10 protein-coding genes are annotated in these 11,569 nt (G+C 38.4%); 8 read left to right on the top strand and 2 right to left on the bottom strand.

Annotated elements, in window-relative coordinates:
* Nucleotides 1-5: 5 nt before the first annotated feature.
* The 3 genes from QK255_RS11485 to celB are packed head-to-tail and all read left to right on the top strand — an operon-like array spanning nucleotide 6 to nucleotide 2,221.
* Nucleotides 6-332 carry a PTS cellobiose transporter subunit IIA gene (locus QK255_RS11485; RefSeq protein ID WP_002292259.1) on the top strand — a complete coding sequence of 109 codons (327 nt, stop codon included), beginning with the start codon at nucleotides 6-8 and terminating at the stop codon, nucleotides 330-332.
* Between the two features lie 15 nt (nucleotides 333-347).
* Nucleotides 348-866: a hypothetical protein gene (locus QK255_RS11480; RefSeq protein ID WP_002292261.1), complete on the top strand. Its 519-nt coding sequence runs from the start codon at nucleotides 348-350 to the stop codon at nucleotides 864-866.
* Nucleotides 866-2,221 carry a PTS cellobiose transporter subunit IIC gene (celB, locus tag QK255_RS11475; RefSeq protein ID WP_283341553.1) on the top strand — a complete coding sequence of 452 codons (1,356 nt, stop codon included), beginning with the start codon at nucleotides 866-868 and terminating at the stop codon, nucleotides 2,219-2,221. The genes QK255_RS11480 and celB overlap by 1 nt, the downstream gene beginning before the upstream one ends.
* A gap of 727 nt (nucleotides 2,222-2,948) precedes the next feature.
* Here the strand turns inward: celB and QK255_RS11470 are convergent.
* Complete coding sequence (locus tag QK255_RS11470; protein WP_002292267.1) at nucleotides 2,949-4,454, bottom strand: UDP-N-acetylmuramoyl-L-alanyl-D-glutamate--L-lysine ligase; 1,506 nt, start codon at nucleotides 4,452-4,454, stop codon at nucleotides 2,949-2,951.
* Nucleotides 4,455-4,559: 105 nt separating this feature from the next.
* On the bottom strand, nucleotides 4,560-5,150 hold the full coding sequence (locus QK255_RS11465; protein WP_002292268.1) for a YitT family protein: 591 nt from the start codon (nucleotides 5,148-5,150) through the stop codon (nucleotides 4,560-4,562).
* 178 nt (nucleotides 5,151-5,328) lie between these two features.
* Here QK255_RS11465 and QK255_RS11460 point away from each other — a divergent pair, with 178 nt between their 5' ends.
* The 5 genes from QK255_RS11460 to QK255_RS11440 all read left to right on the top strand — a co-directional run bounded on the left by QK255_RS11460 (nucleotide 5,329) and on the right by QK255_RS11440 (nucleotide 11,478).
* Entirely contained in the window at nucleotides 5,329-6,975 is a 1,647-nt protein-coding gene (locus QK255_RS11460; RefSeq protein WP_002292269.1) for a putative polysaccharide biosynthesis protein, read from the top strand.
* Nucleotides 6,976-7,023: 48 nt separating this feature from the next.
* A complete protein-coding gene (locus QK255_RS11455) occupies nucleotides 7,024-7,743 on the top strand; it encodes a pseudouridine synthase (protein ID WP_002292270.1) in 720 nt (239 codons plus the stop codon).
* Between the two features lie 358 nt (nucleotides 7,744-8,101).
* On the top strand, nucleotides 8,102-9,049 hold the full coding sequence (locus QK255_RS11450) for an ABC transporter permease (RefSeq protein ID WP_002292271.1): 948 nt from the start codon (nucleotides 8,102-8,104) through the stop codon (nucleotides 9,047-9,049).
* Nucleotides 9,050-9,060: 11 nt separating this feature from the next.
* Nucleotides 9,061-9,981, top strand: coding sequence for a carbohydrate ABC transporter permease (locus QK255_RS11445; RefSeq protein ID WP_002316111.1), 921 nt, complete (start codon nucleotides 9,061-9,063; stop codon nucleotides 9,979-9,981).
* 36 nt (nucleotides 9,982-10,017) lie between these two features.
* Nucleotides 10,018-11,478 carry an ABC transporter substrate-binding protein gene (locus QK255_RS11440; RefSeq protein WP_002292274.1) on the top strand — a complete coding sequence of 487 codons (1,461 nt, stop codon included), beginning with the start codon at nucleotides 10,018-10,020 and terminating at the stop codon, nucleotides 11,476-11,478.
* The last annotated feature ends 91 nt before the right edge of the window (nucleotides 11,479-11,569 follow it).

The raw sequence follows: 11,569 nt of genomic DNA, 5'->3' as shown, positions 1-11,569 counted from the left end.
AACAGATGGCTGAAAAAATAAACAGTGAAACGCTACAAGTGACGTCTTTTGATATCATTTTTCATAGCGGAAATGCACGAACACTGATACATGAAGCATTTCGCTCGATGCGTAAGGAGCTGTTTGAAGAAGTAGAAGAGAAGTTGCGACAAGCAAATGAAGAGATTCTTCATGCGCATCAATCACAAACTCAACTTCTGAAAGAATATGCTAGTGGGACAAAAATAGAAATGGAAATTATCATGGTCCATGCACAAGATCATCTGATGACGACGATGACATTATTGGAAGTTGCACAGGAAATGAATTATTTGTATCAAAAAAATAAATAGAAAGGAAGATTTATTGTGCAGGATACAGTAAAAAGGAAAATCGAATTAGAAAAAAAGCAACTTAGTTTGAAAAACATGTATTTCAATCGTTATCTGTTCGTACGCTATCTGACTGCCTTTTTCTTTTTCATGAACATGCAATGGATGATTCTGCTTCTATCAGCTAAAAGTTTAGGAAGCAGTTTACCAATGGTTCTACTTTTAGCTATTTTGCCTGCAGTAGGAGAACAAGTAAAGCTTTATCGAAAGCACCAAACGAATGTTCCATGGACAAAGCGGTATTTTTTGTTTCAGGGTGTCTGCAATATATTATTGATTCCAGTGTTGTTCACCTCAGGATTTACACTCTTGTATCCTTTTATGGCAAATAACAATAGAGGACAGCTATTTGTTTTCATTCTTATTGTAAGCGGTATTTTTGTCAGTGTATTTATCCAGTATCGTTTAAAGAAAATTTCGCTCAATCAAGATCAGCAGTATATCCGTATAAAACAATATGAAAAAGCGTTGTATTTAGGAAAGGAGAATAATTAATGTTTGATTTTTTGCAGAAATACCTGATGGGACCTATGGGGAAAATTGCGCAACTTAAAATCGTTCGGGCTGTCATGGCAGCGGGGATGGCTTCTATTCCTTTCACGATCGTAGGTTCGATGTTTTTGGTTTTGAATATTTTGCCATTACCGTTCCCATTTTTAGAAGGATTTTTTAATGCAACTTTTTTCAAAGTTAGTGACTTGTACATGATCGTCAATACAATGACGATGGGTATTTTATCTATTTACTTTGCCATTGTGTTTGCTTATGAATTAACGTCAATTGAACGAGATGAACAAAAGTTGAATGTTAATCCGCTCACGGGGGCATTACTATCTGTTTTTGCATTCTTTATGTGTATCCCTGAGTTGATCATGACCGATGGTAAAATCAGCTTGATTGCTTCTATCAATGAGACAGAAACTGTAGTAAATGGGATACGGATGGGCTCTTTTGTCGAACGTTTAGGAACTTCAGGAATCTTTACAGCTGTTATTATGTCGATTATTGCGGTCGAATTGTATTGTATGTGTGTCAAGAGAAATTGGGTCATAAAAATGCCAGATGTTGTTCCGCCGGGAGTTTCTCGTTCTTTCACCGCTCTGATCCCAACATTTGTCATTGCGTTTGTGGTGATGATCATCAATGGATTATTAGTTGCACTAGGAACGGATATCTTCAAAATGATTGCTATCCCATTTGGGTTTGTTACGCAGCTGACGAATACGTGGCTTGGTGTCATGGTGATTTATTTCTTGATCCATGCATTGTGGATCGTAGGTATCCATGGAGCGAATATCATCACTTCTTTCTTGACCCCAATCGTATTAGCTAATATGGCAGCTAACGCACAAGGCGCAAATTATCCGTTGGCAGGAGAATTCAACAATTCTTATGTAACCGTTGGTGGATCAGGCGCGACCTTAGGATTGATCATCTTTATTGCATTCCTCGCGAAATCGGATCAGCTGAAAGTGTTAGGAAAAGCCTCTCTTGTACCAGGACTATTCAATATCAACGAACCAATTATTTTCGGGATGCCAATCGTCTACAATCCCTATTTAGCGGTTCCGTTTTTCTTAGCACCGATGGCTTCTGCTACACTCGCTTATTTTGCCATTCGGCTGGAAATCGTTAAACCGATGCTTGCACAGATGCCGTGGCCTTCACCAGTTGGAATTGGCGCATTTGTCGGCAGTGGGGGTGATTGGAAAGCAGCTGTGCTAGCTGTCTTTTGTGCAATCATCGCATTCATTATCTGGTTCCCATTTATTAAATTTTATGATAGTAAATTATTGAATGAAGAAAGAGAAAAGGCAGCAGAATCAGCTAGTGAAAAGTCAGCTAACTGATTTCTAAGAAAATAGAGCGTGGGACAAAAGTAAAGAACACTTTTGTCTCACGCTCTAAACACGTATAAACTGCGGAAGCAGAAGCAACTCCTTCGGAAATAAGCTGAAATTCACAAAAATTTGAAAAGCAATTTTCGTGAATTCCTTCTTATTTCTTGGAGTTAAACGCTTCTGTCCCAGCCTCTATTTATTATAGTCAATATGATTCGAACGAAGTATCAAGGCAGAATACCGAGCGACTGAAGCAAACCTAGGCATGTGAATATCAGATAAACGACTAGAAAAAATAGAGCAACCCTTCCGCCTAAGCGCGCGAAAAACTTAGTCTGATGCTTCCGACTCATCAAGTAAGAAAAAAGTAGCAGTAACCATCCAACAATCGATGCATCAACTGGCAAATGGAGATTTCTGAAAATAACGGCCCCCATTTTGCCACTTTGCAAATTCAAAGTTAGAAAAATGACAGAAAAAAGATACCGTTAGCTAAGTTGAAAAATTTTTTCATAATAACCACTTTTATATTATTGAAAAGACAGGAATAATAAACTAAAAGCAACGATAGAAGAGCCAGTAATCAAAACAAATAAAAGCGCTATCTTTAAGAGGCATGATAAAGAAACAATAAAAATTATTGTAGTTCCGGCAACTTTTCTTGATAATTCCATAGACGGGACGCTATGAAAAGTTTTCTTTTCATGGCGTCCCGTCTACTAGAATATAAATAACATTATTCTTCAATCAACCGCTTCACGATTGCATAATCCCCTTCGTAAGGTTCATCTACACCATTGATTTTTTGATAGGGATCAACCCCTTTTCCCGCAATGACGACTGAATCCTGCGGAGTACTTTCTGCTAAAGCACGCCGAATCGCTTCAGGACGGTCCATTTCATAATGAACGATCAATTCTGGATTAGTAATTGCTTCATTGATTTCTTCCGCGATTTTTTGCGGATCTTCAAATGCTGGGTCATCTGCCGTCAAAAAGGCAACGTCAGCTGTTTCTGATAGCACTTTTCCAAAATCATGTCGACGGGAGATTGCTTTGTTCCCTGGGCTGCCTAATACAACAATTACACGACCGTCTGGATGTTCATTTTTGGCAAATTCCAGCAATGTTTTCAAACTTAGATAATTATGTGCGTAGTCCACATAGACATGCGCCCCATTTGATTGGATCAATTGATCCATTCGGCCTGGTACACGAGCTTCTTTTAATCCGGCTTGTGCATCTTGACTGGAGGCACCTGTTAGTGCTGCGGCAATGATCGCACTGGCTGCATTTTCTTGATTGAATCCTCCGGCCAGCAAAATATCATAAGCAGTATCGCAGATAGCTAAGTGATCTTGACGAGAAGATAAAGTAAACCCGTGGGTACCTTTGTCTGAATGAATCACTTGATAATTGCTTTCTTCCGAACGACCATAAGTGATCGTTGGGATCTGGAATAGATCGGCGGTTTCTTTAAGCAAATCAAAATAGTCACTTTCGTGATTCAAAACAACTGTTTTTGAGTTTAAGATCAATTGACGCTTGCAATAGAAATAGTCATCAAATGTCGGATGTTCGATCGGACTGATATGGTCAGGCGAGATATTCAAGAAGATTCCTACATCTAAAGTCAACCCGTACACACGTTGTGTTTTGTAAGCTTGGGAAGAAACTTCCATCACTAGATGAGTCATACCATTTTTAACTGCTTCTGCCATCATACGATATAAATCTAATGACTCAGGCGTTGTTAAATGGGATTTGAAATACGTTTTGCCATCTAGCGTTGTATTCATCGTAGAAAGCAATGCAGTTTTTTTATTCGTTGTGTGATCCAAGATTGCTTTAGTAAAGTACGCAGCAGTTGTTTTACCTTTTGTTCCAGTGAATCCAATCACTTTCAATTTATTTTGTGGATAGTCGTAAAAGGCCATAGCAAGAAGTGCCATTGCTTTACGAATATCCGTCACAATGATGCCTACTGCTGAATTTTCATATGGCTGCTCTGATACATAATATTGGATACCTTGTTCGATCGCTGAATCCAAATATTCTTCTTTGAAATTCATTCCTTTACAGAAAAACAGAGTAGAAGCATCAGCTTTTCTTGAATCATAACTTAACTGAAGAAATTCAGCTTTTTCTGGTACATCAAGATGCCAGCCTTTTGTTGAAACAAATTCTTTTAATAGATGTTCTTTTAATAGTAAATGACGGATGTCTTCTAAAGAGAAGCTCATTGATTGATCCCTCGCTTCATTCAATTTCTTGATTTATTATAGCACACTCTTTTCAATATATCGTTTGATATATATCGTTTGATTCCGCTGTGACAAAATCCAGCTTTATTCAAATTTTCTTGACACAGGGGACAAGCGGATGAGTATTTTCATAAACAATGAACTGACTGTAATAGATAGGAGAACGAACAGTGTCTCCAACCATCCAAATACATAATAATTCAAAAAGATGATAAGGCTATTCGTAAGTAACAGTCCTTGCGGCATTGGAAGCCGAAAAAATTTGTGAAAAATAATTGGCGGTATCGTTATCCCGCCATTTGAGGCTCCGACGGTGTACAATGTGTAAACGCCAAGACTGAACAAAAGACTTCCTGAAATCAGTGAGAAGAAATGAGAGGAGAGCATTTCCACTTTTGGAACGATTTCTAAAACAACAGGAAAAAGCAGACTTCCCGCTACAGTTTTAAAAAATATTGATTTTCCTAATAGAACAGCGGCTAGAAGCAGCATCATAAGATTGATGCTCCAAACAGTAACTGAGCGTTGGATAGAAAAGGCCGTTTCAACTAAATGTCCGATTGCGCCCACTCCGGCGGAAGCTATATCATGAGGGAGCAAGAACCAATTCAATCCAACTGTGATAAAGAAAAGACCTAAAAATATAACGGGTAGTTTTTTTATTTCTTGTGTCATTGATATCTCCTATAAATGTTAGCCATAAAAGGCTGTATATTTCTTTACTTTACCAAAAAAACGAAACCGAATTCAAAAAAACAATCGTTCTTATAAAAGTTATATAAAATCGATTGCCAGTTTCTGTTTTACCAATTAAAATGATAGTAATGTTTTGTAGAAAGTTGGAATCTGACCGATGGATAATCAAAGAAAACCAGCATTAGATCAATTATCACCGCAAGAAAAAATGGCACGAGGCTCTGCTTGGATGACCGCCAGTAATATCATTTCAAGGTTGCTAGGAGCTGTCTATATCATTCCTTGGTATGCTTGGATGGGCGAAAATGCTAAGGCTGCCAATGGATTATTCAATATGGGGTACAATATATATGCATTGTTTCTACTGATCTCTACAGCAGGAATACCCGCGGCGATCGCAAAACAAACCGCGCGATATAATTCGTTGAATGAATATGGCACTTCACGACGATTGTTCATCCGGGCATTACAGATGATGGGCGGGTTAGGTCTGTTGTTCGCTTTGTTCATGTACATCGCCTCTCCTTGGCTAGCTCATGCTTCTGGTGGCGGAGAAGAACTGATTCCAACGATGCGCTCTTTGAGTATCGCTGTATTGGTTTTTCCTTGTATGAGTGTGATACGAGGGTATTTTCAAGGGAACCAAGAGATGATGCCTTATGCGCTGTCGCAGATCGTTGAACAAGTTGCACGTATTTTTTATATGCTGTTGGCTACATTCATCATCATGAAAGTCATGAATGGCGATTATGTGACGGCGGTCACGCAATCAACTTTCGCGGCATTTATCGGTATGCTAGCAAGTATCCTTGTCCTTTTGTATTTTTTGAAGAAACATCAAGCGTATACATCTGCATTTATCCACTACAGCGAAAACAAAGTAAATATTGCAACGAAGGAATTGTTGTTAGATACCATTAAAGAAGCAATACCGTTTATTATCGTTGGTTCAGGGGTAACAATCTTCAAATTAGTCGATCAATTCACTTTTATGAGGGTCATGTCTGCATCCACTGAATATTCCAATGCACAGTTGCTAGATCTTTTTTCGATTTTTAGTGCCAATCCAGATAAATTGACAATGGTAGTTATCGCATTGGCAACATCGATCGCGTCTACCGGGTTACCGTTGATTACAGAAGCTGTTACGTTGAAAGATCGAGTAGGACTGGCAAAATTGACGAGCGGAAATTTACAACTGTTTTCATTTTTTATGTTTCCAGCGACATTTGGTGTCATGTTACTTGCCTATCCGCTCAACACATTATTTTATACACCAGATTCTCTAGGAAGCAATGTACTGATCCAAGCAAGTTTTGTAGGACTCTTCTTAGGGTTATATATGCTAGTTTCCAACATGCTGCAAGGAATGTTTGAAAACAGGGCGGCAATCAATTATTTGGTTGTTGGGTTTCTGGTGAAACTACTTCTTCAATATCCAGCCATTCGTTTATTTGAAGTGTATGGCCCTTTATTAGCGACAATGCTCGGGTTTGCTGTGTCTTGTACCTTGATCTTAAAGAGGATCCATGAAGTAGCTCGCTTTAAACCAAGTTTTGTCTGGCGTAGGACATTACTGATCTTTATTCTTACCTTGATTATGCTTTTTGCTTCGTGGATCACAAAGATGATTTTTGGGACTTTCTTAAATGAAGATAGCAAATTCCAGTCTCTATTATTGATTCTTGCAGTAGCAGGTATAGGGGCATTGGTGTACGGTTATTTAGCTTTGAAAATCCGTTTGGCAGAAAGACTACTAGGACCAGGAATAGCGCGTTTACGACACAAATTAAAAATAAAATAAGTGAATGGGAAGAGCAGAATCAATGCTCTTTTGAAATGGGGGAAACGCATGCGTTTAGATAAATTTTTAGCAGATATGGGACTTGGTAGCCGCAAAGAAGTCAAAGGATTGATCAAAAAAGGAACGATTGAAGTCAATGGACAAGTGGTCAAAAGCGATAAAGCGCAAGTAAACGAGTTTGAAGATACGGTTACTTATTTAGGAGAAATCATTGCGTATCAAAAAGATTTTTATTATATTTTGCATAAACCTGCAGGAGTCATTTCTGCTACTCAGGATAATCATGATCAAACCGTAATCGATTTGTTGGAAGATCAAGATTATCGGGAAGATCTTTTTCCAGTTGGCCGATTGGATAAAGACACGGAAGGCCTCCTGATTTTAACGAATGATGGGGTATTTGCCCATCAGTTATTATCACCAAAAAAACACGTGGAGAAAGAATATCTAGCTGAGGTTAACGGCATAATGACAGAAGAAGATATCCGTTTATTTGCAGAAGGACTGATTATTGATGGTGATGAGCAGACATTGCCGGCAAAACTCCAAATCGATCAAGTAGATCAAGAGTCAGAAACTTCAATTATCCGTCTGATTTTGCATGAAGGGAAGTTTCACCAAGTCAAGCGAATGGTCAAAGCAGTAGGAAAAGAAGTCTTATATTTAAAAAGAATCCGTATGGGGAATTTTTGTCTTCCTAAAGATTTGAATAGAGGGCAGTATCGCCCCATGACCAAAGAAGAGCTAGAACAAGTGAGAGAAAAATAAGTGAATGGACAGCTAAAAGAATAAGCAGTGTAGTTGTAGCGCCATCTGAAAAGCAGACTTATCCGTCTGACTTTTGGATGGCTTTTTTGTGAAATTTCGGCTTATTTCCGTAGAAGCTACTTCTGGAACACCGTTTGTTCGGAAGAAGGGACTGTGACAAGACTTTTGTCACAGTCCCCATTGCTCGTTGTGACTCGGAGTTAGATAGCAAGGTCACGATCTGTCTAATACTCAGGACAAAACGCTGATTTCACAACCTCTCCTATACTTTGTTTCATTTTCCCTATACTTTGTTTATTTATTCTCATTATTGAAAGCGCTATAATAACGTTGCGAATGAATCGAAAGGGGTTTTTAGATGAAAAAACGAAAGGGGTTCAATCATTTTTTTATGAATCTATGGCGTTATAAAGCACTTGTCCTGATGGCTGTACCGGGTATGCTTTGGATGATTTTTTTCTTTTACATACCTGTAATGGCGAATGTCGTAGCATTCAAAAATTTTCATATTTCAGCAGATGGGTTCCTGGCTAGCCTGAGGGAAAGTCCTTGGGTGGGTTGGGAAAATTTCAAATTTTTATTTTCTTCGGACCAAGCATTTCTCATCACTAAAAATACAATTTTATATAATGTGACATTTATCCTTTTAAATCTGTTCATTTCAGTCGTATTTGCAGTCATTATGAGCGAGTTGAGAAATAAACGACTTGTTAAAGTTTATCAAACGATGTCGTTGCTCCCTTATTTTCTATCTTGGGTCATTATCAGTTACTTCGTTTACGCCTTTTTAAGTCCCGACAAAGGAATATTCAACCAGTGGATTACTGGACACGGAGGAGAAGCTGTCAATTGGTATAATGAACCGAAATATTGGCCATTTATCTTAGTATTCATCGGTACATGGAAAGGGATTGGTTATAACAGCATCATTTACTTTGCATCTGTTATGGGAATCGATCCGACTTATTATGAAGCTGCTATGGTTGATGGAGCTAGCAAATGGCAGCAAATCAAACATGTGACTATACCACAACTGATTCCATTGATGACGATTTTAACGATTTTAGCCGTAGGAAACATTTTTCGAGCTGATTTTGGCCTGTTTTATAACATTCCTAGGAATTCCGGTGCATTGTACGATGTGACTCAAGTTTTGGATACGTATATCTACAATGGGCTGACATCCACAGGAGATTTTGGTATGACGGCTGCTGCAGGCCTTTATCAATCAGTTGTCGGTTTTGTCTTATTGATGATCACAAATACGGTCGCCCGTCGTTTTGATAGCGATTCTGCATTATTCTAAGGAGGAAAAAAATGAAAAAAAAGAAAGTGGAGAGAGTCCAAGTCCGTTCTTTCAATAAGACGACCAATTTTTTCTCTAATATAATGATTGCACTCTTTGCTATTTCCTGTGTTTTGCCATTCATATTTGTTATTGCCATCTCTGTTACCGATGAGTCCATATTGTCGACGCACGGGTACAGTTTTTGGCCAGAAAAATTCAGTCTATTTGGTTATACGTATTTATTCGACCAGATGCAGGATAAAATTTTGCAAGCGCTTTTCGTCACTGTACTTGTTACTGTTTTAGGTACCCTGATCAATAGCACGGCTACTTCTTTATATGCTTATGCGATTTCGCGGTCAAACTTTCCATTCCGTCGTTTTTTTACCGTTTTTTGTTTGATTACGATGTTGTTCTCACCAGGAATGGTAGCCAATTATCTTGTTATGACAAATCTTCTCCAGTTAAAAGATACGATTTGGGCATTGATCTTGCCAATGGCTGTCAGCCCCTTCAATATTATTGTGATGCGCACATTCTTTAAACGTTCGGTCTCTGATTCGATTATTGAATCGGCGCGGATCGACGGAGCTAGCGAACTTCGAATATTCGTTCAAATCGTTTTACCGTTAGCTGTTCCTGGTATCGCGACAATCAGCTTATTTGCCGCATTGGGCTACTGGAATGACTGGTTCAATGCTTTACTATACATTCAAGATGATAAGCTGGTTCCACTACAGTATCTTTTGATGAAAATCCAAAGTAATATTCAATATCTGACGCAAAATTCAGGAGCAGGAAGCCAATTGACAGGTGGGCTAGCTTCAGTTCCAGGAGAATCCGCCAGAATGGCGATCGTAGTTATCTCTACGTTGCCTATTGCGATCAGCTATCCATTTTTCCAGAAACATTTTGTCAAAGGTCTAACGATCGGTGGAGTAAAAGAATAAAAAAATATAAAAATCATAAAACTAGGAGGAAGAAAAATGAAGTTATGGAAGAAACTAGCCTTTACAGGTGTTTCAGCATTATTGGTAGGTACATTAGCGGCATGCGGAGGTTCTGGTTCTAAAGAGCAAGCAGAAGCTAGTGATTCGGACACTTTGCAGATGTATCAAATCGGTGATAAACCGGATAATTTCGATCAATTGATGGAAGTGGCAAACAAACGAATCGAAAAAGAGATTGGTGCAAAAGTCAATATCAATTACATTGGTTGGGGCGATTACGAAAAGAAAATGAACGTCATCATTTCTTCCGGAGAAAATTACGATATCGCCTTTGCGAACAACTATGTTTCCAATGCTCAAAAAGGAGCCTTTGCTGATTTGACTGAATTAGCGCCTAAGTATGCTGAAAAAGCGTATAATGATTTAGATGAAGCTTATATCAAAGGAAATTTGGTGAATGGGAAATTATATGCCTTTCCAGTAAATGGAAATATCTTTGCTCAACAAGTACTTACTTTTAACAAAGCTTTACTAGATAAATATGATCTTTCAATTGATGGAATCCAATCTTACGCTGATGCAGAAAAAGTTTTGAAGGAATTCCATGAAAAAGAACCAAACACGGCCGCTTTTGCCATTGGACAAGGATTCAAAGTCCAAGGAAACTTTGACTATCCTTTAGGGAACACTTTACCATTTGCTATTGATCTGGATGGAGATGATTCAAAAATCATCAACCAATACGACAATGAAACGTATATCGGACTGTTGCGTACGATGCATAGCTGGTACAAACAAGGACTCATTCCAAGTGACGCTGCAACGAGCAATAAGGACTATCCACTAGAAGGAAATACTTGGCTGATGCGTGGAGAAACACAAGGACCCTATGATTATGGCGATACGATTTTGACAAATGCAGCAAAACAAGAACTAGTTTCAAAAGCAATTACTGTTCCATTGAAATCTACAGCTCAAGCACAAATGGCAAATTTTGTCGTATCCAATACTTCAAAAAATAAAGAAAAATCAGTAGAACTTCTAGGCCTACTTAACAGTGATCCAGAATTATTGAATGGACTTGTTTGGGGAATCGAAGGAGAAGCATGGGAAAAAGTCGATGGTTCAGAGGATAAAATCAAATTGCTAGATGGTTATCAGCCAAACACACATATGTCTGCTTGGAATACAGGAAACAATAAGATTCTATATACACAAGAGTCCATTACGGATGACATGATTGCCAACCGCGACCAATCGATTGCTGAAGCAGAAACTTCACCGATTTTAGGGTTCAGCTTCAACACGGACAATGTAAAAACAGAATTAAGTAATATTTCAAATGTCATGAACCAGTATTTGGATGGATTGAATACAGGAACTGTTGATCCAGATGAAACATTGCCGAAATTAAAAGAAGCTTTAGATAAAGCTGGTTATGACAAGGTATTGAAAGAAATGCAAAAACAATATGACGAGTTTCGACAAGAACAATAATGAATAAAGACAAAGAGGTTGTGACAAAAACGTGTCGCAACCTCTTGTTCCGAATGAATGGTGTTCAAAACCTTGTATCTGCGGCAATCAG

The sequence above is a fragment of the Enterococcus sp. ZQ21 genome (assembly GCF_030053755.1).
Classification (GTDB): domain Bacteria; phylum Bacillota; class Bacilli; order Lactobacillales; family Enterococcaceae; genus Enterococcus_B; species Enterococcus_B lactis.
Note: the sequence above shows the minus strand (reverse complement) of the source record. Positions and strands in the feature narration are given on the sequence as shown.

What these genes read in the sequence shown, in the direction of transcription:
- QK255_RS11460 (WP_002292269.1), top strand. Translation starts at nt 5,329, where the DNA reads ATGGATAATCAAAGAAAACCAGCATTAGATCAATTATCACCGCAAGAA.
- QK255_RS11455 (WP_002292270.1), top strand. Translation starts at nt 7,024, where the DNA reads ATGCGTTTAGATAAATTTTTAGCAGATATGGGACTTGGTAGCCGCAAA.
- QK255_RS11470 (WP_002292267.1), bottom strand. Translation starts at nt 4,454, where the DNA reads ATGAGCTTCTCTTTAGAAGACATCCGTCATTTACTATTAAAAGAACAT.
- QK255_RS11445 (WP_002316111.1), top strand. Translation starts at nt 9,061, where the DNA reads ATGAAAAAAAAGAAAGTGGAGAGAGTCCAAGTCCGTTCTTTCAATAAG.
- QK255_RS11450 (WP_002292271.1), top strand. Translation starts at nt 8,102, where the DNA reads ATGAAAAAACGAAAGGGGTTCAATCATTTTTTTATGAATCTATGGCGT.
- QK255_RS11485 (WP_002292259.1), top strand. Translation starts at nt 6, where the DNA reads ATGGCTGAAAAAATAAACAGTGAAACGCTACAAGTGACGTCTTTTGAT.
- celB (WP_283341553.1), top strand. Translation starts at nt 866, where the DNA reads ATGTTTGATTTTTTGCAGAAATACCTGATGGGACCTATGGGGAAAATT.
- QK255_RS11440 (WP_002292274.1), top strand. Translation starts at nt 10,018, where the DNA reads ATGAAGTTATGGAAGAAACTAGCCTTTACAGGTGTTTCAGCATTATTG.
- QK255_RS11465 (WP_002292268.1), bottom strand. Translation starts at nt 5,150, where the DNA reads ATGACACAAGAAATAAAAAAACTACCCGTTATATTTTTAGGTCTTTTC.